We start from the raw sequence: 21,833 nt of genomic DNA, 5'->3' as shown, positions 1-21,833 counted from the left end.
AGGCTATAATAGTTGAGTTTAATTGATATGAAAACTTTTACGAAAAATTTTAAAAATAACGAAAAAAAGCTAGAGGAGTTTAATAAGGAAATTGAAGATATAACAACTATAGCTCAAGATAAATTTGCACATGAACTTGAAAATATCGCATATGACAGTGTGCAAAAATTTCGCAGTCTGCTTGCTAAAGAGTTAAACTCCACCTTCAATAATATTCATTCTCAAAATGTCAATCTACTAAAATCCAGCCTAGTTGAATATGCTATAAGTTCAAATTTTATCAACAAAAAAGGAGAAACAGCTTTAATACGTTCTCTTCTTAATATATTCATACGATAAAGCACTCAGAGTTGTTGCTGCGCCAATTTAACTTAATGTTGCATGCAAGCTGCATAGCTAAAGTAAGTAAGATTTGCCCCACGCTGTCACGAGGTAAACCTTACTTATTCTAGCTATATCAAAAAGGAGGGTTATTATGTCAATAAGATCTACTTCACCAAGAATATCTGTGCAACGTAAATCTAAGCCTGAATCTTTTCCAGTTACTTTAGAAGAGGTTAAATCTTTTTTACGCATTGAGAACGACCAGGATGATAAGTTGATTTCAGATCTAATTTTTATGGCAACTGATTACGCTGAATGGCATATGGAAAAGTCACTGGTGAAACAAACATGGCAAGTTTCATATGAAGATTATGTACCTCGTAGGATCTATTTAAGCTATGGCCCTGTGAGTAAGATAGTATTGGCTACTGCAATGATGTCTAAAAATCAAGAGAAGAGTACACTTAAGTATTATTTTAGTGATGTAGGGGGCTACGTTGAGTTTTTCAATTGTTTGAATGCAATAAGAGTTGATGTTGTATACGAAGCTGGTTATGACAATGTTCCTGAGCAGATAAAACTAGGTATTATGCGGCATGTTTCTGCTCTTTACAAAAATCGTGAATCGGAGGTAAGTAGCCATTTATCTGAAGTGAAGAAGGTATATTCTCCATTTCGCGAACCAAAGGTTGTTTTGTAGCTCTTTCTGGTCATTCAAACTGGGCTACTACGTCATACCGTTACGGATAGATCCCGCTAACAAGCAGCGGGATGACGAGGTATAAACCTTATCGTCATACCGCCGCGGTATCTCAGCCGCTAACACGTAGCGGAATGACAGCAGTCCTACGTCATACCGTCACGGATAGATCCCGCTAACAAGCAGCGGGATGACGAGGTATAAACCTTATCGTCATACCGCGATTCATTCGCGGTATCTCTTAACATAGATCCCGCTAACAAGCAGCGGGATGACGAGTTTCTATATATCTTTCGAGGGTTAATTATGAAAAAAATTCAAGCTATAAACGAGTTGTACAGTAGCATTTATGAAGCACTAAAAGCAAACTCTGATTTAAGGAAATATGTTACTAACATTTATGACTACTTACCTAAACAGGTCACCATTCCTTACCTGAGATTGCGTGTAGTGAATTATAATAACCTGCATATGCTGTCCAATTTTGCTACAAAGGCAAGATTTTCATGCGACATATATACTTATCATATAGACAGTATGTTTGCCATTATAAGGCATATTAACTTGATACTTAAGAGCATTGAAGGTTTTAATAATGAGGCCATTTTAGAAAGTAATTGTGCTATGGATCAGCACGATGAAATTTTACATTCAACAATTAATTTTGATATTTTAATAAAAGGAGGTGATAATGAGCAAATTACAGCTAAAAATTAAAGATCATGACAATAATTTTATTGTGTTAAATAATATAAGAAACCTAAGGTTTACTTTGCGTAATAACAGAGAAGAGGTGAAAGATATTTCTTCTTTTGGCTGGAGGAAAGTGCTCGATTGTGCTGGAAGCAGACACATTACGATAAAAATTAATGGAATTTTAGACTCTGTATTAGCTGATGAATTATTACGTAATTCTGCTATGCTAAACTCTAATAATGATTATGAAATTAGTTTTAATGCTAAGGAAAAGATAAGGCTTAGGTGTTCAGTTGAATTGTATGAGAGGTATTATGATCCTGTTACTTTTGACAGCTTTACTGTAGTTTTAACTAGTGCTGAAGTTGTAAACGCTTTTCATTAATGTTAATTTAATTTTTTCATATACAATAATAACTGGTGAGAATTTTAACTAAATTAAAAAAAATCATGAATGACGAAAACCTTTTCGAGGAAGACGGTGATAATATTGAAGAAAATAACGATGATAAAAGAGAGAGAAGTTTAGAAAATGAAAATCAGCAAAATCAAGAAGAACAACACAAAGAGGAAGATAAGCAATACATAATACAGTATATTCAAGACTATTTGAAAGTTTTTGAGGATATTCTAAATCAGATCGACGAAGGAATTGATAATTCGGATAGTTACGAAAGGACTATGCAAATAAAGCGAAGCATAGACAGGCTCATAGAGACTTTATATAGTCAGGCTGCGTCCGAAGATATTGATGCAGAATTTGAAACTACCAAACACACTCGCGATAAATCAGAATCTATGAAAAGAGTTAGAGAGAAGAGAAGAAAGCAAGTGATAGAAGAAGTATTAAGTAGCATGTTTGCCCAGCAACAAAAGGAGCTAATGAACGCTAAACACTTAAGTCATGGACATGAAACAGCAAAAGATGGGGATGTCCACGAAGCAAAGGAAAAAGTGAAGTCTTCAATCAGGGGAGTGTTGTTTTCGGTGATTGCTCATAGGATGGATCCAAGAAGGAGGGCAGGGGAAACTGCTGACGGTAACGAAAAGCAAGCTCATATATATGGCAGGGAAGCAGTTGGTGGAGCTTTAGGTGCATTGTTAAAAACGTTTTTAACAGCAGTTATTGCCGTTGTGCGTGAAATTGCTAAGCCACTTCAGAAACCGGAAACATCTTTTGCAAAACAAGTTGAAGAAAGCAGAAACGCAGATTCACAAAAGGGTCGATCTGTGTAGATTTCTCCTTGTAATAATCTTTCGATTCTACTGTCTGTTAATTCAAATTAGGGTTATAAAATTTTAGAAGCCAGCTCTTATATAACCAATTTATAGCAAGAAATTACGATACAAAAATCAGCGTCCGTTAGAAAATAAACATAACACAGGGTGATAGAGTTGCCCCTATCCATAAGCGTCAGTTAAGCTCAAAATTGTAAGCTTAAAATATGGTTGAATAATTATTAATAATAGTATATAATTATTAACGTTTTTCAGGCATTTTTGTTATGGGTGCGCCAAGTAAGCGTTTAGAATACAGTTGGTGAAAATCCAACTTAGGCAAAGTCTAGCCAACAGCCTAGAACAGACCATTATGCTGCGTGAGGTAACGAGCGTAGTAAAGCTAATGGAATGGACAATATAGGGTGCAATGAAAATTGACCTTACCCAGAAAAAGTGGAGAGAAAGTGTGGAATGTTTTTTACAAAAAGAATGATGCATCAAATTGTTCTGGAATGCAATAGTTATAGCTCTTTTTACAATAATCCGAACAGACCGTAATATGCTACTGGCCTGCTATAGCCATAAACACATATCTTATCGCATTCGGACTATTATAAGAAAGGCTATAAGAGGTTGTCCGGAAACTAGTAAATTCAAGCATATTCCCTCTTTAACATAACCCTACTCATAGCTAGGTATATGAAATTCTCAGTGGATGTTGTGAGTAAATCATACTCCTTCGATAGCCTTCTATTCCTATTAACCCAAGCAAAAGTCCTTTCTACAACCCATCTTCTTGGCTGTACTTTAAACCCTTGTTCTCTTGTTGGTAGTAGCTCAGGTGGAGTATCTTTGTGCACCCAAAATCTACATGGAGGCCTTTTAACAATTTCAATATCTATGTCATATTCTTCCTTTATGTGATTCTTTAAATTTCTTCCTTGGTATCCCATTTCAGCCCACATTTTTTTAACTTTAGTATATTTTGTTCTCATATTGTTTAATGCTATTTTAATACCATCTCTATCATTTTCGTTAGCAGCGCCTACGTAACAACCTAGTATAAAACCCTGAGTGTCTGTAATTATATGCCTTTTTCTACCCTTTACTTTTTTACTTCCATCATAGCCTTTGATCCCCCCTTTTCTGTAGTCTTTACAGATTGACTATCTACTATACAGGCACTCGGCTGCTCATTCATTCCTATTTTTCTTCTACTATATTTTGTAATTTCATAATTCATTTTCTCAAAAATTCCCTGCTTCTTCCATTGCCTGAACTGCTCATACACAGTCTTCCATAGCGGAAAATCATTTGGTAAATACCGCCATTGACACCCTGTACGCAATACATAGAAAATTGCTTCTAATATTTCTTTTTTGCTATACTTTGGCGGCCTTCCTCCTTTCTTGTATGATACTCTGAAGTGTTTTTCTATTCTTGCCCATTCCCTTTCGCTTAGATCTGTTGGATACTTTTTTCTCATCTTTACCCCGTACTAAAATTTCAGATATTATAGCCTTTTACTTGTTTCCGGACAACCTCTAAAGTTAAAAAAATGTGGGCTGAAATGGGATACCAAGGAAGAAATTTAAAGAATCACATAAAGGAAGAATATGACATAGATATTGAAATTGTTAAAAGGCCTCCATGTAGATTTTGGGTGCACAAAGATACGCCACCTGAGCTACTACCAACAAGAGAACAAGGGTTTAAAGTACAGCCAAGAAGATGGGTTGTAGAAAGGACTTTTGCTTGGGTTAATAGGAATAGAAGGCTATCGAAGGAGTATGATTTACTCACAACATCCACTGAGAATTTCATATACCTAGCTATGAGTAGGGTTATGTTAAAGAGGGAATATGCTTGAATTTACTAGTTTCCGGACAACCTCTAAATATAAGAAATTTGTCTGGCACTAGAAAAGCTAATTTTGTGAGGTATGCAATGGGGTTCAACGAAGAAAAGAGAGAATCTTTTAGTAAGTTTTTTAAAGAAGTATCAAGTAACGGATTTAAAAATATTAATAAAAGAAATGAAGAAGGAGAGACGATATTACACCAAGCAGTGGAAATCTCTGATTACAAAACAGTAAGGTTATTAATAAAAAAAGGAGCAGAGGTAAATGCAAGAGATAAAAAGGGTTATACACCACTGCACTGCGCAGTATTTGCGAGAAGTTTAGAAAATGTAAAAGTACTGCTAAGGGAAGGAGCAGAAGTAAATGCTACTCAATATGTCAGTGGATGTACGCCATTGCACTCTGCATGCAAAATAGGAGGAGCAGGAGTTGAAATAATAAAAGAGCTAGTAAAGGCAGGAGCTGAAGTTAATCAACTGAATAAGTACGGTGCAACACCAATGTATAGCTCTTTTTACAATAATCCGAACAGACCGTAATATGCTACTGGCCTGCTATAGCCATAAACACATATCTTATCGCATTCGGACTATTATAAGAAAGGCTATACTACATATGGGAAAGTGAAAAGTATCGTCTATGTGATAGCAAAGAGAGTGAAAAGGCGAGTAAATTTCTGGGAAAGCAAGGTGGAATAACAAAAAGTAGAAAGCTGACGTGCTATGGAATAGAGAGTTTAGTGGAAGAAATAGCATGTATGTTAGATAGAAGCTATTTACCGGAGTTAAAAATAATAGAAATAGAAGAAATAAGAAAGAGAGATAAGGAGCTAATAAAGGAAGAGTGTAAAAATTTAGCAAGCAAGATAATGAGCCAAGTGAACGAAATGATAGATGAGGTGGTGAGAAAGAAGGCTTAAAAGAGGGGTTTAAATTTAAAGAAAAGGTGAGGTAGATTATGGTAAAGCTTGATAAGAAAGAGAAGTCAGCAAAAGAATTATTAGAGAACTCATATAAAAATATTTATGAAAGAGACGAAAAAGGAAGAACAGCTCTGCATTATGCAGTAGACGCAAAAACAGTGAGGTTATTAGTCGAAAAAGGAGCGAATGTGAATGCAGCAGATGTAGAAGGATACACAGCACTGCACCTAGCGATAACGGAGAAACGTCTAGAAACCGTTAGAGAATTGATAAAATCAGGAGGGAATGTAAATGCGGAAGAATATAGAAATAAATGCACTCCATTGCACCTTGCATGTATGGTGGGGAAAGTGGAAATAGTGGAGGAGCTAGTAAAAGCAGGGGCTGAAATAGAACAAGCAGATAAATTTGGGATGACAGCGATGGATTATGCGAAAAACAGCAAAGAGATCACTGAAATATTGAAGAAAGAAACAGACAGAATTGAAAAGTTATTTATGAAAGGCTAAAAATATGGAGGAAGAAACAGAAAAGAAAGTAATGAATTTAGAGAGAAAACCTTTGGATGAGCTGAGAAAAATATGGAAGAAGGTATATGGGGAAGAAGCACCACAACATTCGAGGAAATATCTGATACCAAGATTAGCTTATAGAATGCAGGAGGAAGAATATGGAGAGATGTCAAGAAAAGGAGCAAAAAGACTGGAGTATCTAGCAGATCGGCTAGAGAAGGGAAAAAGAATAAGTAGCGATAAATTACCAGTAGAAGGGACAGAGCTAATATTAGAGAGAGGTGAAGAGACGCATGCAGTGATGGTAACAGATAAGGGTTTAATCTACAGAGAAGAGTTTTATACGTCATTGTCGGCAGTAGCAGGGAAAATAATGGGAATGAGTTATAATGGACCATTTTTGTTCGGTATGAGAGAAAAGAGAGAAAATTAAAAAGGAAGAAGATGCTAAAAGAAGTAAGATGTGCGATATATACAAGAAAATCAAATGAAGACGGGTTAGAGCAGAAGTTTAACAGTTTAGATGCACAACGAGTAGCATGTGAAAAATATATAAAAAGCAGAGAAGGTTGGGTAGCATTGGCAAAAAAGTATGATGATGGTGGCTTTTCAGGAAAAAATTTAGAAAGACCAGCAATAAAGGAATTATTTGAAGATGTAAAAGTAGGAGAAGTAGATTGTGTAGTAGTATATACACTGGACAGGTTATCAAGGGAAACAAAAGACAGCATCGAAGTAACATCATTTTTTAGAAGGCACCGAGTAAATTTTGTAGCAGTAACACAGATATTTGACAATAATACGCCAATGGGAAAGTTCGTGCAAACGGTATTGTCAGGAGCAGCACAACTAGAAAGAGAAATGATAGTAGAGAGAGTAAAAAATAAAATAGCAACATCAAAAGAACAAGGATTATGGATGGGTGGAACTTTACCGCTAGGGTATGATGTAAAAGATAAAGAATTAATAATAAATGAGAAAGAAGCAAAAACAGTAAAGCATATATTTGAAAGATATTTGGAGCTGAAGTCAATGGCAGAACTGGCAAGGGAGCTAAATAGAGAAGGTTACAGAACAAAATCAGATATCTTTAAAAAGGCCACGGTGAGAAGAATAATAACAAATCCAATATATATGGGAAAAATACGGCATTATGAGAAAGAGTATGAGGGAAAGCATGAAGCAATAATAAAAGAGGAAAAATGGCAAAAAGCACAAGAATTGATAAGGAATCAACCATATAGGAAAGCAAAATATGAGGAAGCGCTGCTTAGGGGAATAATTAAGTGCAAGAGCTGTGATGTAAATATGACTCTGACATACTCAAAAAAGGAGAATAAAAGATATCGATACTACATATGTAATAACCACTTAAGGGGGAAGAATTGTGAATCAGTAAATCGAACAGTAGTAGCAGGAGAAGTGGAAAAAGAAGTGATGAGGAAAGCGGAGCAGATATATGAAAAATGGGAAGAAAAAGCGGAAGAATGGAAAAATTTAAGTTTTGGAAAGCAGAAAGAAGTAGTGAAAAAGTTAATAAAAGGAGTAATGGTAAAAGAAGATGAAATAGAAGTGAGTTCGGAGGATAATATAGAATTTGTGCCAATGAACTTAAAAAAGAAAGGAAACAAATGTGTGGTAATAGAGCCAGAAGGTAAAACAAATAATGCGCTACTGAAAGCATTAGTGAGAGCTCACCTATGGAAACGTCAGCTAGAGGAAGGAAAATATGCAAGTGTGAAGGAACTGAGTGCCAAAATTAATATAGGTACAAGACGTATACAACAAATTTTAAGGTTAAATTATTTAGCACCAAAGATCAAAGAAGACATAGTAAATGGGAGGCAGCCAAAGGGTTTGAAGTTAGTTGAATTGAGGGAAATACCAATGCTGTGGAGTGAGCAGATGAAGAAATTTTGCAAATTAGCGATTTAAAAATCACACGATTAATACTTTACTAATACAAATTAGCTACATAAGAGATACAAAGAAAAAAATAATATGAGAAAACTAATTACCGGAAAAACTAATGAAGCAGATATAACCTATGAGTTGCCATTTGATCAAGATCAGTTAACAAGCAAAGATAAAAAGGAGCTTTTTAAGCTATTAAAAAGGATACAAGAGGGTAAAAGTATCAGTGAAAAAATTAGTAAATCCTTTCATGATACACGAAAGATTCCGTGGATACTAATAGTTGATATATATGAACGTAGAAGAGACGTATTCACACTATTACATTATGCTAGATTTTGCAAGAATAAGCAAGCTGAGAATGATCTTTTAGAAGAAGCTAAAAAACATGGGCTTTTTAAGGAGTTTAATCGTACGAAAATAGTCTCGGACTACTTAGGAAGTCATGGAGAATTAATACGTACATATAGTATAGCATTTCTCATAATAGTCCGAATAGGTCATAGGAAGGCAGAATCAACAGCACGACGAAAGGATTCGAATAGAGGAATGTTTTTCCTGGCTCTGTTTTTTATAGCAAACCAATGATGCTCAATTTTGTTAAAATCTGGAGAATAAGGCGGCAGATACAAAATTTCTGCACCGACTCCTTTAGCGAGCTTGATAAGCTTATCAGACTTATGAAAAGTAGCATTATCAAGAATGACAGTTTGTCCAGGTTCTAAGATCGGTGCCAAAAATTGCTCAAACCATCCATTAAAAATATCCATATTACAGTGGCCTTCAAATGTTAATGGAGCAACTATCTTTCTTCTACTTAAGGCTGCAACCATGCTGATTCGTTGAGTTTTTTTTCCAGATTTTAGGGCATAAAATCGCTGTCCTTTCTGGCAATACCCATATGGATAGTCCTCCGTGTTATCAATCCCAGACTCATCTATATACACTAAGTTTTCTGGTTCTTTTGTTGCTATAATTTTTAAGAATTCAGCACGTTTTTCTTCGTTCCTTTCCTTGTATCCATATGTCTTTTTTTGCGCGTAAATCCAATTTTTCTGAGAGCTCGGTGGATCGTTTCGATACTAACGTTGCCCCAAAGTTTAGCCATTTCCGACAGAGTTTTTCTACCGTGTTTTTTAGCAAATTCGATAAACTTATTCCAGTCGATAATTTTCTGATTGTAACCTCCATTACCGAGTTTTTTGACTGAAAGTCGCCTGTTTCTTTTTTTCTTTGCTTCCACTCCCACAAAGTAGTTCGTCCAATTTTAAATCTTGCTGCCACTGCTTCTCTGCTTTCCCCTTCGTCTAGTGCTTCCATTGCTTTTTTTCTTAAATCATAACTATATGCTGCCGGCATCCAACCTCCTTATCGCCATCTATCCTTAATCTTATCATATCCGGACTTCTGTGGAAAGAGCTATACTGTTAAAGATGGTGTAGTAAGGGTAGAAGGTTTTGAGCCTTGGGATGATAAGGAAGTGATGAATCCAAATATGACAAGTGACAAAGAAGAAAAAAACTCGTTAATAGAAACTATTATGGAAGGATCAGTGGCTTATAATATTTCAGAAGATATTGAAGAAGTTTCGGATAAGAATAAAGAAAATTTTTATGGAGAACAACAAGAAGAAACCGCAGAAACTGGCACTCAGCCGTGCAAGAAGATTAATAATGGTGAAGATTATGAAAGGAATGAAGAAAATCAAGGGAATTTCGCTAACTCAGGAAGAACGGTGGTAAAAGAGCTGAATGCTTTAAGAATCTTTTCTTCTAACCCTTGTGTTAACGATAAATCTTTCAAAATTGCAGATGAAGAATCATCAACAAAAGCAATGCAACGGAGAGCGATTCTGACTGGTGCCGTTGGGGTGGTGCTACTGGTAAGTGGTATTGTATCACATATTATGAAAATGCCTACTATAGGAACAGTTGGAGTGATTGCTGGATTGGCATGCATAAGCTTTGCGTTGTACAGTACCCTAGAACCGAGTACAAAGCTAGAGAAGGTAGAAGAGCTCTTCCGATCCAACGCAAGAGAACATTCCTAAAAAACACAGATATTAAAATAATTTCCTAAGAAATACTTCTAATTTACTAACCAAGTACTAAACCTGCTGCTATTTTCCTCAAGGCAATCCATCAACTTAATAGGTATATTGTTTACACTACTCATCTTCGTAGTCAGGATATTGTGGAGGAGCCTCTCCTTGCTTTTTAGTAACTTTTGGATATCTTGTTCCAGCTTCTGCTTCAATAATGCCACAACATTCTACTAAAAATTCCCAATTATCGCCATAATCAAAAAGAAAAATCATTTTTTTATCTGGCTCAAAAACCTTGTAGATATAAGAATTTTTGACGCTTTTTTCATTAGGCATAAACTATAATCAGTATTATAAAATAAAGTGTATACTTCATTACTTTCATAAATATCGTTTATGTTACTATAAAAACCAAATTAATGATCTAACTCAAAACTAAAGACCTTTATGATAGTTTCTGCAAATTTATAAAGACAGCTTTCAATTCCATCTCACGGTAGATTTTTTTGTCTAGAGAAACTTTAAATAAGTATACTTTCTTTTTCTTATCCACTTAATTTATCTTTAACTTACATTAAATTAACCAATAGCAAAAAAACAACACAAGTCAAACATAACCTTACCCACATATCTTACCCTATTCGGACTATTAGGAGAAATGCTATACTTTAGAAAAAGCTTAACTGAACTTTCATTCGTTCTGACAACACATACTTACTTTTAATGACCGATGATATGGTCGTTGCTGGAAATAGGCGTTCTTAGGCCTTGAAGATGACTGTTTACTTTCGGCAAATCGTCTAAATCATGCTCTATTTTTTGTGTTTCCATCTCAAATTTAAATCCCAATTTTTCACAGAATTTTTGAAAGTATTCTCTAATAATAGAGAGCAAGTTTCTATCTCCTTCTTTATAATTTTTTAATTCCTTGGGAACAGTGAGTGATAATTTACCGTCTTTATAGGTTACACCATCTTTTCCATCTTGAGACTCAAGTGTAAATTCCAGTGAGGTGGATAGACCACATATTTTTTCCCCTGGATTATCAAATTTGATTACAGGTATTTCCATATCAGACTTTACTCTTATGTTATTATGGTCAGTGTAATCAATATTCATTACTTTGTCAGGGTCTTGCGTTGTTAATCGATAATTGCTAAGTGCAGAGTGATATTCAATAAATATACCTGCTAAGTATCCTGCTTGATTACAATTAGTAACTAGTTCTTCTAAGATAGGGGCACTCGGAACTTCTGCTTCAGCATATTTAAACATTTCCTTAAAAACTTCCTTTACAAATGGTCGGTAGTTCTTATTCTCATCTCCTACTTTGAGTAATAGATGCATATGCTCTCTTCCAGCATTGTAAAATCTCTCAAAATCTCTACCGTACGAATTGGTTTTCTGATAATCAGGAATTTCAGGATTTTCACAATGACTTTCCCACAATTCACTTAACGCGTTATATGCAAGTTCTTTTTCAAGATCCTTAAGGACTGAATTAACAAAAGCCCTGCCATGATCTTTATCTATTTCTCTTTGTTTTTTGCTTGCGGCTTCAGCGCTATATATATCATAACTATTAAAAAGGTTGCTTTTGCGATATTTCGCTCCTTCCATTAACACAGAGGTTAAAACTGTATCTATAATCTTTCCATTAATAACAAAGTTCATTCTTGGAAGATCGAAATACATTGTTTCACCAGAGTGTGCTGATTTATTGCTCTCGCCAGCCTTTAATTTACTAAAGCTAAATTCTTTAATTTTAACCTTCAACGTAACTATTGGATTTGCTTCTGTCATAGTCCGTACTTATTAAAGCCCCTAAGCTTGATTATAACATAAGAACCATTAATAGATTATTAACAACACCTAAACGCAACAAAGGCCTTACACCATCTGTACAACAAATACGCAAAGACAATAGAACTTTATTATATTCTATCTATAATGATTCAAAATAGCAAGCCTCAAACTAGAAGCCTGCTACCACTTACTGGTTACTTTACATCAATCTTCTTGATGTGTTTCTCTGACTTAGATATGGTTACATGTAATACTCCATCTGAAAAACTAGCAGATACTTTATCTCGCTCCACATTTACTGGAAGCTGAATAGACCTATAGAAAGAGCCATAGTACCTTTCTCGATGATAAAACTGCTTATCTTTTGACTCGTTATCACATGTCTTTTCACCCTTCACTATTAAGCTATCGCCAGATATACTAATATCTATGCTTTCTTTGGAAATACCTGGTAACTCTAATGAGAGGCAATAGCTTTCCTTTGTTTCATAAAAGTCACAAGCTGGTAATAGACTGTTGCTTCTTCTGGAAAGCTCTGGATTCCATCCTGTAAAGAAGCTATCAAATATGTCATCAACGGCCCTTTGTAACCCTCTTACACTAAAGTTATCACGGTTATTGTTTTTATTTGAATGAACTATATTACTCATGTTGTACCTCCTTTCACTAATATGTGCATTATGTAATCATTCCACTTGTTAGTTTCAATACCTTATACCAAATATCATAAATAAGTAGGCAAATAACTCACAGAACAAATAGTTTTGATCGAACTTTCCGTAATATTACGAATGAATGCACATATAGTATCCTCCAATAAACTAATACCAATTCCTAAAAATAAATAGACAAATAAAGAAAAATTTCTAAAACAGAACAATTTAAGAATTAGTGAGGAGTTATGGCAGGAAAAAGTAAAGCAATAGGAGAAGAATGATATAATAAGTGTAACCTGGAATTAAAGAAGCACGGAATAAGAGGAGAGATAGGAAGAAGATTACAGGCAATAATATCTGGAAAAGAATATGGAATAACAAAAGTTGCTCAAATATACCGAATTACTAGAACTACATTGATGAAGTGGATTACAAGATTTAAGGAAGGAGGAGTCGATGCGTTTAAAATACAACCAGGACGTGGAGTAAAGCCGAAGTTGAGCTACAAGCAGCAAGAAGAAATTAAAAATGTCATAGCAGAAGAAGGAGCCAACCTAACGGCTAAGAAATTAAAAATCATAATTGAGAAAATGTTTTCTATTGAGGTAAGTAAGTCTACAGCACATGGACTGATGCAAAAGTTAGGTTTTTCGTATATTACTCCAAGGCCTGTGCACAATAAACAGGACAAAAATAAACAAGAAAAGTTTAAAAAAAAATCTTAATGAAACTATTGTCACGTATCCCGAAAAAGAGCTATTTTTCTTCGATGAATCGCGGTTTGGCACACATTCAAAGATTGGACACGGGTGGTTTAAAAAAGGCATTAGGACACAGGTTAAGGTGAAATTAGGTAGGCAAAACTTTTATCTCTATAGTGCAGTTAATCCTAGAAATGGAGAGACTTCTAGTTTATTCGCACCAAACGTCAATACTGATTGTATGAATATATTCCTTGAGCAGATGTCACAATATTTAGGAACAAGGGAGGCATTTCTTATTGTGGATTGTGCAGGATGGCATAGATCCAAAGGTTTAAAAATACCACAAAATATTACCTTAATCTACTTACCTCCATATTCACCAGAGTTAAATCCAGTAGAGCGTTTATGGCAATATTTGAAAGACAATCTCATTAAAAATAGAATATATGACTCTGTTAGTTTATTGGAGGATACTATAGCTCTTTCCACAGAAGTCCGGATATGATAAGATTAAGGATAGATGGCGATAAGGAGGTTGGATGCCGGCAGCATATAGTTATGATTTAAGAAAAAAAGCAATGGAAGCACTAGACGAAGGGGAAAGCAGAGAAGCAGTGGCAGCAAGATTTAAAATTGGACGAACTACTTTGTGGGAGTGGCAGCAAAGAAAAAAAGAAACAGGCGACTTTCAGTCAAAAAACTCGGTAATGGAGGTTACAATCAGAAAATTATCGACTGGAATAAGTTTATCGAATTTGCTAAAAAACACGGTAGAAAAACTCTGTCGGAAATGGCTAAACTTTGGGGCAACGTTAGTATCCAAACGATCCACCGAGCTCTCAGAAAAATTGGATTTACGCGCAAAAAAAGACATATGGATACAAGGAAAGGAACGAAGAAAAACGTGCTGAATTCTTAAAAATTATAGCAACAAAAGAACCAGAAAACTTAGTGTATATAGATGAGTCTGGGATTGATAACACGGAGGACTATCCATATGGGTATTGCCAGAAAGGACAGCGATTTTATGCCCTAAAATCTGGAAAAAAAACTCAACGAATCAGCATGGTTGCAGCCTTAAGTAGAAGAAAGATAGTTGCTCCATTAACATTTGAAGGCCACTGTAATATGGATATTTTTAATGGATGGTTTGAGCAATTTTTGGCACCGATCTTAGAACCTGGACAAACTGTCATTCTTGATAATGCTACTTTTCATAAGTCTGATAAGCTTATCAAGCTCGCTAAAGGAGTCGGTGCAGAAATTTTGTATCTGCCGCCTTATTCTCCAGATTTTAACAAAATTGAGCATCATTGGTTTGCTATAAAAAACAGAGCCAGGAAAAACATTCCTCTATTCGAATCCTTTCGTCGTGCTGTTGATTCTGCCTTCCTATGACCTATTCGGACTATTATGAGAAATGCTATAAATAGCCAACCACCACGGGGCTTCTTTTGCCTTTTTTTATTTGGTAAATTTCTTAATGTTTATGGCTAAAGATTGCACGAATGTTGCAATTACAAAAGCGTTTCTACTAGGAGGGTGTCATCCCAGTGTCAGCTACTCGGATGACATTACAGGGGGCACTGGGATGACATCATAGGGGCGCTGGAATGACATCATAGGGGGCTACTTGGCTGACAACCGTCATCCCGCTACGTGTTAGCGGGATCTATGTTGAGAGATACCGCGAATGAATCGCGGTATGACGGTTTGTGGCGGTATGACGATAAGACACAAAGCCTAATGGAAAAAACTGCGAACGCCAGTGAAAAACATAGCAATTTTATTTTCATTTGCAGCTTTTATCACATCTTGATCTTTTAGCGAGCCACCGGGCTGAATTATAGCTGTAATTCCATGTTTTGCGCTTTCTACTATGCTATCTGGGAATGGAAAAAATGCATCTGAAGCAAGCACTGCACCTTTACATTTTTCACCTGCTTTTTTCACTGCAATGTTCACACTATCTATTCTGCTTGTTTGCCCTGCACCGATGCCAATAGCACAACCATCTTTTGCTATAACTATTGCGTTGGATTTCACATGCTTACATATTTTCCAGGCAAAAATAAGATCTTTTTTTTCTTTGTCTGTTGCAGTGCATTCTGTTACTTGTTCTGCTTTTATTGTGTGGTCATTATTTTCTTGCACCAAAAACCCACCAACAACATTTTTAGTTTGGTATTTCACATTTTGTTGAAAAGATTTATGAATAATCACTCTTAAATTTTTCTTTCTTTGTAAAATTTTTAGTGCCTCATTGTTTACCGATGGTGCTATCACTACTTCCAAAAATATCTCGTTTAATTTTTCTGCTAGCTTTAAATCTATCTCCCGATTTAAGGCAACTATGCCACCAAAACTGCTTACTTCATCACATGATAGAGCCTTTTCATATGCCTCCAAAGCATTATTACTAACAGCAGCGCCACATGGGTTATTGTGCTTTATTATCACTGCTGCAGGCTCTTCGAATTCAGAAGTTATGTTAAGTGCGGACTCTATATCTACTATATTATTATAACTCAACTCTTTTCCATGTATTTTTTCCAGCGGATATTTGGTGAATTGATTGCTATAAAATGCAGCTTTTTGATGAGGGTTTTCACCATACCTTAATTCTTGTGCTTTATGCCCATATAGTGCGAAAAACTCTGGCAACTCATTATTTTTACTCTGGGATAAAAACCAACTGTGAATATTAGAATCGTAGTGCGCAGTGAGAGCAAATGCTTTGGTTGCTAAATATTTTCTATATTTCAATGTTGTTTCATTGTTATTTTTTATCATCTCAGCTTTTAGTGCTTCGTAGTCTTGAATGCTAGAAATAACTGAAGTAAAACGAAAGTTTTTTGCTGCAGCTCTAATTAACGCCACTCCGCCGATATCAATTTGTTCTATAATTTGCTCTTCATTTGAGCCGCTACTTACTGTCTCCCAAAATGGGTATAGGTTAGTTATAAGCAGTTCTATTGGCTCAATACCTAGATCTTGCACTTCCTTTTTATGCTTTTCTCGATCATAAAGTATTCCTCCATGAATTTTAGGGTGTAAAGTTTTCACTCTACCACCCAGTATCTCTGGAAATTGTGTGTAATCTGAGACCTCTTGTGTTTTTATTCCTGCACTAGATAGCACTTTATAAGTATTGCCCGTTGAAAGAATTTCTATTTGTTGCTGCGTTAAAAACGATGCAAGATCAATTATATTCGTTTTATCGTATACTGATATTAAAGCTCTTTTTATTTTCATTTTTATATGGAAAGTTTTTTAAGATTATATCTAAGAAAAGGAAATTTAGCTATTACATTTCTACACTAATTTAAAGCAGTCTATTCTATAAATTTTTTTACCATGCTTGATTTCAAGCCACGAATAAAATCTTCAATACTGCAAGGATTTCTCCCTTCCATTTGTACAACTTTAGGAATTAAAGTGCCACCTTTTAAACTTATGTGCATATTATCGTTAACAATCTTACCTTGTTCTGAAGCGAGAGCTTCAAAGTCAGCATCAAGTATCCTGATACGTTTATTTTCTATCTTAATGAATGCTTTTGGGTAAAACGCTTTAACCTTTCTATAAGCAACTTCACAGGCATCACTTGCATAAATTTTATAGTCTTCCACTTTGTCAGCGTAACATGCATTGTTATCGTTCTGTTTTAAGGGAAGCTGTTTTTCAATTTCGTTTAGCACTTTCAGCAGTAAATCACTGCCTAGCTTAGATAATTTATCATGCAATGTCTTGTAATTATCGTTCTTTTCGATAAGAAATTTTTCCTGTTTTAAAATAGGGCCGGAATCTAATCCTTCATCCAATTGCATAATGCTAACCCCGGTTTCTTGATCTCCTGCTAAAATTGTGTGCTGTATCGGGGCTGCACCACGCCACCTTGGTAGTAATGAAGGATGAATATTAATACAACCATATTTTGGAATATTCAAAATTTCTCTTGGAAGTATCAACCCATACGCGGCTACAACTGCAACGTCTGGTTTGAAATTTCTAAATTTTTCTTGCTCTGCCGAAAACTTTAGAGAGATAGGAGTACATACCTCTATGTTACTTTCTTCAGCGATAACATGTACTGGAGATTTCGTTGGCTTCTGTCCACGCCCCGAAGGTTTTGGAGCCTTGGTGTATACTGCCACCACTTCGCTCTTTGATTTCAGTAACAAGCTCAGAGAATTAACAGCAAATCCTGGTGATCCCATGAAAATAATTCTCATGGTGTTTTTGCTTTAAGAATTCTCCGCTAATTTACCACTTACAGTTTCTACTAATTTGGCAAAATCATCCTTATAATTAACTGCCATCTCAGCAAGAATTTTTCTATTTAAATCAATGCCGGCAAGTGTAAGACCATGCATAAACCTACCATAAGTAAGCCCATGCTCTCTTGCTGCTGCATTAATACGTATTATCCATAAGCTACGGAAATCACGTTTACGGGTTCTTCTGTCTCTATAAGCATATTGCAGTGCTTTTTCAACTCTTTGTAATGCAATTCTATAACAACTTTTTGCGCGCCCTCTATAACCCTTTGCCAGTTTCAATATTTTTTTATGACGAGCGTGAGTAGTGACTCCACGTTTTACCCGAGCCATTTTATTTTACCTCCATTTTGTTAAATACCGTAAGGCATATGAAGCTTAACTATACGCGAGTCAGATTTACCAAGAATCGTTGTACCGCGCTGATTACGAATATTAGATTTACTTCTCTTTACCATGCCATGCCTTTTGCCTGACTGAGTAGAAATAACTTTACCCTTAGCTGTAAGGTGAAAGCGCTTTTTCACAGAAGATTTGGTTTTTAATTTTATTTTCTTCATATTCCAAATAAATTTACAAGCACTACTATTGAGTTCTTTAATAGTAATTAAGCATTAGTATAAATAATTTTATTAAAGAATCAAATTAAAATTGTATATTAAAGGAGTTTAAAAGTAATTACGCCCAATATGTGTGTTATACCTTCTTTATTCCCAAGTGGCAACAATACTTGCCTCATTTTAACACTTTCACTTTCTTCCTCTTCATTGATCGGGCATTTACTCTCTATTACAGTATCAAGTTTATCAATAACTGCATCTATTTTATATAGTCGCAAAAATGGTGCATCAATTGCATACTTATTATCAATGCGCGTCTTTTTCTCAAAACCATAGAATTCAACAGCCTTTTCTCCTGCATTTTCACAAATATAACCTTGATCCTTGACTTCAATGACAAAACAATGCTGCCATGATTCCATTATTTCTGCAGTGTCTATTTCATGCCTTTCTGGCCAATCTCTGTCTGATCCTTTTATGTCATTCCAGTGTTGAGTCACCACATTTGCTATTCTTTTTTCTTTGCCTACATAAATTTCCATTCCAATTTCCACATATAAAACACAGATATGAGGTAAATTTATCGTGAATATATTGATTTTTTCTTACCACAAGGTGCATGTCACTAGAAGTTCTGAGATCTAGAGAGTGGTATTGATTTTATTTCCATTACAACTTATTATTTATAGATAACCTCAATAAAAACGATGAAGCTAAACGAAATCAGAGAAAGATTTATAAAATTTTTTGTAAATAATGACCACGAGCAGGTTTCTTCTTCTCCTTTGATTCCAGAACATGACCCAACGCTCATGTTCACAAATGCTGGTATGGTGCAGTTTAAAAATATTTTTACTGGTGCTCAAAAAACTGAAATGAAACGTGCTGTCTCAAGTCAAAAGTGCCTAAGAGCAGGCGGTAAACACAATGATCTGGAAAATGTTGGCTATACAACTCGGCATCACACATTTTTTGAAATGCTCGGAAATTTTAGCTTCGGTGATTACTTTAAGGAAACTGCGATAGAATTTGCGTGGGAATTTATCACTAAAGAGTTATCTCTTGATAAAAACAGACTATCCATAACCGTCTACCATACTGATGATGAGGCGTACGAGATTTGGCGTAAGATAAGTGGCTTTTCAAGTGATAAAATCATAAGAATTACAACGGATGATAACTTTTGGAGTATGGGAAGCACTGGTCCGTGCGGTCCATGTTCTGAAATTTTTTATGACCATGGGAGTCCTAATTTACAAGAGGGCGATAGAATTGTTGAAATCTGGAATCTGGTATTCATGGAGTTTAACAAAGATGAAGAAGGTAATTTACACAAATTGCCAAAAAAATGCATCGATACTGGAATGGGCCTTGAAAGAATAGCGGCTGTTATGCAAAACGTCCATGATAACTATGATATTGATCTATTTTCTGCTTTGATAAGTAAATCACAGGAGTACTGTGGAAGAACGGAAAATAAAATAGCGCATAAGATCGTAGCAGATCATCTTCGCGCGGCTGCATTTCTCATCGCAGAAGGAGTGCTTCCTGGAAATGAGGGCAGGAATTACGTATTACGCAGATTAATTAGGAGAGCCGCGCGTTATATTCACCTGCTTGGATATAATGATTCCCTACTCCATCGTATTTTTCCAGTGTTGATAGATAGCACGAGTTCGGCTTATATGGGAGCTGAATTAGTCAGAGCTAAAAGCTTAATAGAAACGACGTTAAAATCAGAGGAAGAAAACTTTAAAGACACTTTGATGAAAGGTATCAATCTCCTGGAGAAATTCACTGCAGATTTAAAACCAGGCGATACTTTGCCTGGAGAATCAGCGTTTAAGCTATATGACACCTACGGATTTCCTTTGGATATTACACTCGATATTTTAAAAGAGAAAAAAATAAATTTTGACCAGAAGGGTTTTGATGATGCAATGGGAGAACAAAAAGAGAGAGCACGTGCTAAATGGGCTGGATCTGGTGAAAAATCTGTTGAGCAAGTATGGTTTGATTTGATCAATAAATTTGGCAAAACAAAATTTGTTGGTTATGAGTTCAATGAAGTAAGTGATGCGAAAATACTAGCTATAGTTTCCTCTAAAAATGAAGTAATTGATTCTGCAAAGGAGGGAGAAAAGATAACCATTATACTTGATAAAACACCTTTTTATGGCGAGTCAGGTGGACAGGTGGGAGATGCTGGCAGTCTGATCAAATCTGATAGAAGTATTATTATAGTCGAGAATACCAATAAGGTTAATGACCTATATTTGCACAGATGCATAGTTAAGTTCGGTTCAATTTGTAAAGGTAACACAGTTGCAGCAAGCATTGACAAGGAAAGAAGGCAAACCTTAAGGAGAAATCATTCAGCTACACACCTTTTGCACTTTGTATTAAGAAAAATCTTGGGTGATCATGTCACTCAAAAAGGTTCCCTAGTTGCACCGGATAAGTTACGATTTGACTTCAGCCATAACACTCAAATGACTCAAGATCAGTTGTTTTGGGTAGAGGATATGGTAAACTCTCTAATCAGAGAAAATCTTTCCGCATCTACAAAAATTCAAAGCATGAATCAGGCAATAGACGAAGGAGCTATGGCGTTATTCGGCGAAAAATATAGCGATCAAGTAAGAGTAGTGAAGATTGGAGATTCAAGGGAACTGTGTGGTGGCACGCACGTTGAACATACTGGAGAAATCGGTTTATTTAAGATAGTAACAGAGAGTTCTGTTGCTTTTGGAGTGAGGAGAATTGAAGCTTTAACTGGTCAGGAAGCAATCAATTATGTACGTGATAATGAAATTAACTTAAAAAAAGTTGCAGAATTCGTAAAAGCGCCAGTGAGTGAAATAACAAGCAGATTAAGTATTTTAAGTCAAGAACACAAAAAATCCGAAACCAAAATAAAAAACCTATATAAAAAGCTTGTGAGTGCAGAGAATATAAAAAGCACCGAAATAAATGGAATAAATTTTATAAGCCACACTTTCACTGATATTCCAGCAAATGTAATAAGAGAGTTTGTTTTGCAGCAACAAAAACCAAAAACGGTAATAGCTTTTACGGCAACAGAAAAAGATAAAACAGTCTTGATTATTAAAGTAAGTAAAGACTTAATCAATAAGATTAGCGCAAAAGAACTAATATCCATAGCAGTTAAAAAGAACTGTGGTGGGAATGCTGAACTTGCACAAACAGGCTGTGATAGCAATAAAATAGATGATGCCATTACAGCCATTTATAGCAAAATAACAGCTTCTAAGCACTCTACGTCATACCACCACGAACCGTCATACCGCCGCGGCGCTAACAAGCAGCGGGATACTTAACCATCGTCTACACCGTCATACCGCGATTCATTCGCGGTATCTCTTAGCCGCTAACGAGAGATCCCGCTAACAAGCAGCGGGATGACGAATTACTATGCCGCCGCGAACCGTCATACCGTTGCAAACCGTCATACCGCGATTCATTCGCGGTATCTCTTAGCATAGATCCCGCTAACAGGTAGCGGGATGACGGTTGTCAGGCTAGCTGTCATCCAAGTAGCTCGACTACTTGGATCCAGGAAAAAGAATGGTGTCATGAAAGTATAGCTCTTTCCACAGAAGTCCGGATATG

Annotated in this window: 21 protein-coding genes and 6 pseudogenes; 17 read left to right on the top strand and 10 right to left on the bottom strand. The window is 35.7% G+C overall.

The annotated features are described in order from the left end of the window. Positions 1–27 precede the first annotated feature (27 nt). From ABWU67_RS01560 to ABWU67_RS01540, 5 genes are all read left to right on the top strand, one after another. The gene (locus tag ABWU67_RS01560) at positions 28–339 is read left to right on the top strand and encodes a hypothetical protein (protein ID WP_015588824.1); all 312 of its coding nucleotides are present in this window, start codon (positions 28–30) and stop codon (positions 337–339) included. 136 nt (positions 340–475) lie between these two features. Next, complete coding sequence (locus ABWU67_RS01555; RefSeq protein ID WP_095742630.1) at positions 476–1,024, top strand: head-tail connector protein; 549 nt, start codon at positions 476–478, stop codon at positions 1,022–1,024. A gap of 306 nt (positions 1,025–1,330) precedes the next feature. Further along, positions 1,331–1,741, top strand: a complete 411-nt coding sequence (locus ABWU67_RS01550) for a DUF3168 domain-containing protein (protein WP_155968841.1) — start codon at positions 1,331–1,333, stop codon at positions 1,739–1,741. Further along, positions 1,716–2,105 carry a phage tail tube protein gene (locus ABWU67_RS01545; protein WP_209473189.1) on the top strand — a complete coding sequence of 130 codons (390 nt, stop codon included), beginning with the start codon at positions 1,716–1,718 and terminating at the stop codon, positions 2,103–2,105. Before ABWU67_RS01550 ends, ABWU67_RS01545 begins: the two co-directional genes overlap by 26 nt. Positions 2,106–2,170: 65 nt before the next feature. After that, positions 2,171–2,956 carry a hypothetical protein gene (locus ABWU67_RS01540; protein WP_070356729.1) on the top strand — a complete coding sequence of 262 codons (786 nt, stop codon included), beginning with the start codon at positions 2,171–2,173 and terminating at the stop codon, positions 2,954–2,956. A gap of 638 nt (positions 2,957–3,594) precedes the next feature. Here ABWU67_RS01540 and ABWU67_RS01535 read toward each other — a convergent pair. Continuing rightward, positions 3,595–4,427 (bottom strand): IS5-like element ISWpi1 family transposase gene (locus tag ABWU67_RS01535; protein ID WP_353281801.1). Its coding sequence is split into 2 segments (ribosomal slippage): positions 3,595–4,058 and positions 4,058–4,427, totalling 834 coding nucleotides; the frame shifts between segments, so codons are not numbered across the junction. A 57-nt stretch (positions 4,428–4,484) separates the two neighbouring features. On the opposite strand from ABWU67_RS01535, the pseudogene ABWU67_RS01530 reads away from it, so the two are divergent. The 8 genes and pseudogenes from ABWU67_RS01530 to ABWU67_RS01495 form a co-directional block, all read left to right on the top strand. Beyond that, positions 4,485–4,811, top strand: a pseudogene (locus tag ABWU67_RS01530) (transposase); the annotation flags it as partial. A 77-nt stretch (positions 4,812–4,888) separates the two neighbouring features. Then, a pseudogene (locus ABWU67_RS01525) lies at positions 4,889–5,305 on the top strand (ankyrin repeat domain-containing protein); the annotation flags it as partial. Beyond that, positions 5,292–5,429, top strand: coding sequence for a hypothetical protein (locus tag ABWU67_RS01520; protein ID WP_353282089.1), 138 nt, complete (start codon positions 5,292–5,294; stop codon positions 5,427–5,429). The pseudogene ABWU67_RS01525 and the gene ABWU67_RS01520, both read left to right, overlap by 14 nt. After that, positions 5,410–5,721: pseudogene (locus ABWU67_RS01515) on the top strand (ankyrin repeat domain-containing protein); the annotation flags it as partial. The gene ABWU67_RS01520 and the pseudogene ABWU67_RS01515, both read left to right, overlap by 20 nt. A 38-nt stretch (positions 5,722–5,759) precedes the next feature. Continuing rightward, on the top strand, positions 5,760–6,233 hold the full coding sequence (locus tag ABWU67_RS01510) for an ankyrin repeat domain-containing protein (RefSeq protein ID WP_182282598.1): 474 nt from the start codon (positions 5,760–5,762) through the stop codon (positions 6,231–6,233). Between the two features lie 4 nt (positions 6,234–6,237). Beyond that, positions 6,238–6,669 (top strand): DUF2924 domain-containing protein, encoded by a 432-nt coding sequence (locus ABWU67_RS01505; protein ID WP_316658865.1) that lies wholly within the window; start codon positions 6,238–6,240, stop codon positions 6,667–6,669. Positions 6,670–6,680: 11 nt separating this feature from the next. Continuing rightward, positions 6,681–8,171, top strand: a complete 1,491-nt coding sequence (locus tag ABWU67_RS01500; RefSeq protein WP_353282088.1) for a recombinase family protein — start codon at positions 6,681–6,683, stop codon at positions 8,169–8,171. A gap of 66 nt (positions 8,172–8,237) precedes the next feature. Further along, the gene (locus tag ABWU67_RS01495) at positions 8,238–8,738 is read left to right on the top strand and encodes a hypothetical protein (RefSeq protein WP_353282087.1); all 501 of its coding nucleotides are present in this window, start codon (positions 8,238–8,240) and stop codon (positions 8,736–8,738) included. Here the strand turns inward: ABWU67_RS01495 and ABWU67_RS01490 are convergent. Beyond that, a pseudogene (locus tag ABWU67_RS01490) lies at positions 8,651–9,509 on the bottom strand (IS630 family transposase). The gene ABWU67_RS01495 and the pseudogene ABWU67_RS01490 sit on opposite strands and share 88 nt — an antisense overlap. A gap of 136 nt (positions 9,510–9,645) precedes the next feature. On the opposite strand from ABWU67_RS01490, the gene ABWU67_RS01485 reads away from it, so the two are divergent. After that, positions 9,646–10,200: a hypothetical protein gene (locus tag ABWU67_RS01485; protein ID WP_353282086.1), complete on the top strand. Its 555-nt coding sequence runs from the start codon at positions 9,646–9,648 to the stop codon at positions 10,198–10,200. Positions 10,201–10,317: 117 nt separating this feature from the next. Here ABWU67_RS01485 and ABWU67_RS01480 read toward each other — a convergent pair whose 3' ends face one another. The 3 genes from ABWU67_RS01480 to ABWU67_RS01470 all read right to left on the bottom strand — a co-directional run bounded on the left by ABWU67_RS01480 (position 10,318) and on the right by ABWU67_RS01470 (position 12,650). Further along, entirely contained in the window at positions 10,318–10,530 is a 213-nt protein-coding gene (locus ABWU67_RS01480) for a plasmid pRiA4b ORF-3 family protein (RefSeq protein WP_141456728.1), read from the bottom strand. A gap of 384 nt (positions 10,531–10,914) precedes the next feature. Continuing rightward, the gene (locus ABWU67_RS01475) at positions 10,915–11,997 is read right to left on the bottom strand and encodes a hypothetical protein (protein ID WP_264339566.1); all 1,083 of its coding nucleotides are present in this window, start codon (positions 11,995–11,997) and stop codon (positions 10,915–10,917) included. Between the two features lie 197 nt (positions 11,998–12,194). Beyond that, complete coding sequence (locus ABWU67_RS01470; RefSeq protein ID WP_353282085.1) at positions 12,195–12,650, bottom strand: Hsp20/alpha crystallin family protein; 456 nt, start codon at positions 12,648–12,650, stop codon at positions 12,195–12,197. Between the two features lie 302 nt (positions 12,651–12,952). Between ABWU67_RS01470 and ABWU67_RS07225 the strand changes: the two are divergent. Continuing rightward, positions 12,953–13,838: pseudogene (locus tag ABWU67_RS07225) on the top strand (IS630 family transposase); the annotation flags it as partial. 61 nt (positions 13,839–13,899) lie between these two features. Continuing rightward, a pseudogene (locus ABWU67_RS01455) lies at positions 13,900–14,758 on the top strand (IS630 family transposase). A gap of 345 nt (positions 14,759–15,103) precedes the next feature. Here ABWU67_RS01455 and purH read toward each other — a convergent pair. The 5 genes from purH to ABWU67_RS01430 form a co-directional block, all read right to left on the bottom strand. Next, the gene (purH, locus tag ABWU67_RS01450) at positions 15,104–16,615 is read right to left on the bottom strand and encodes a bifunctional phosphoribosylaminoimidazolecarboxamide formyltransferase/IMP cyclohydrolase (protein ID WP_353282084.1); all 1,512 of its coding nucleotides are present in this window, start codon (positions 16,613–16,615) and stop codon (positions 15,104–15,106) included. 80 nt (positions 16,616–16,695) lie between these two features. Further along, complete coding sequence (gene fmt / locus ABWU67_RS01445; RefSeq protein WP_264722956.1) at positions 16,696–17,595, bottom strand: methionyl-tRNA formyltransferase; 900 nt, start codon at positions 17,593–17,595, stop codon at positions 16,696–16,698. A 12-nt stretch (positions 17,596–17,607) separates the two neighbouring features. Next, entirely contained in the window at positions 17,608–17,973 is a 366-nt protein-coding gene (gene rplT / locus ABWU67_RS01440; protein ID WP_006279340.1) for a 50S ribosomal protein L20, read from the bottom strand. 20 nt (positions 17,974–17,993) lie between these two features. Further along, on the bottom strand, positions 17,994–18,200 hold the full coding sequence (gene rpmI / locus ABWU67_RS01435) for a 50S ribosomal protein L35 (protein WP_007548610.1): 207 nt from the start codon (positions 18,198–18,200) through the stop codon (positions 17,994–17,996). A 98-nt stretch (positions 18,201–18,298) separates the two neighbouring features. Continuing rightward, positions 18,299–18,742 carry a PAS domain-containing protein gene (locus ABWU67_RS01430; RefSeq protein ID WP_010962890.1) on the bottom strand — a complete coding sequence of 148 codons (444 nt, stop codon included), beginning with the start codon at positions 18,740–18,742 and terminating at the stop codon, positions 18,299–18,301. Between the two features lie 165 nt (positions 18,743–18,907). Between ABWU67_RS01430 and alaS the strand changes: the two genes are divergently transcribed. Further along, complete coding sequence (gene alaS / locus ABWU67_RS01425) at positions 18,908–21,541, top strand: alanine--tRNA ligase (RefSeq protein ID WP_353282083.1); 2,634 nt, start codon at positions 18,908–18,910, stop codon at positions 21,539–21,541. Positions 21,542–21,833: the final 292 nt, after the last annotated feature.

Origin of the sequence: Wolbachia endosymbiont (group A) of Aleiodes leptofemur, from assembly GCF_964028465.1 — a bacterium.
Classification (GTDB): Bacteria; Pseudomonadota; Alphaproteobacteria; order Rickettsiales; family Anaplasmataceae; genus Wolbachia; species Wolbachia pipientis.
The sequence above is the reverse complement of the archived record's forward strand: the minus strand, read 5'-3'. Positions and strand labels throughout refer to the sequence as shown.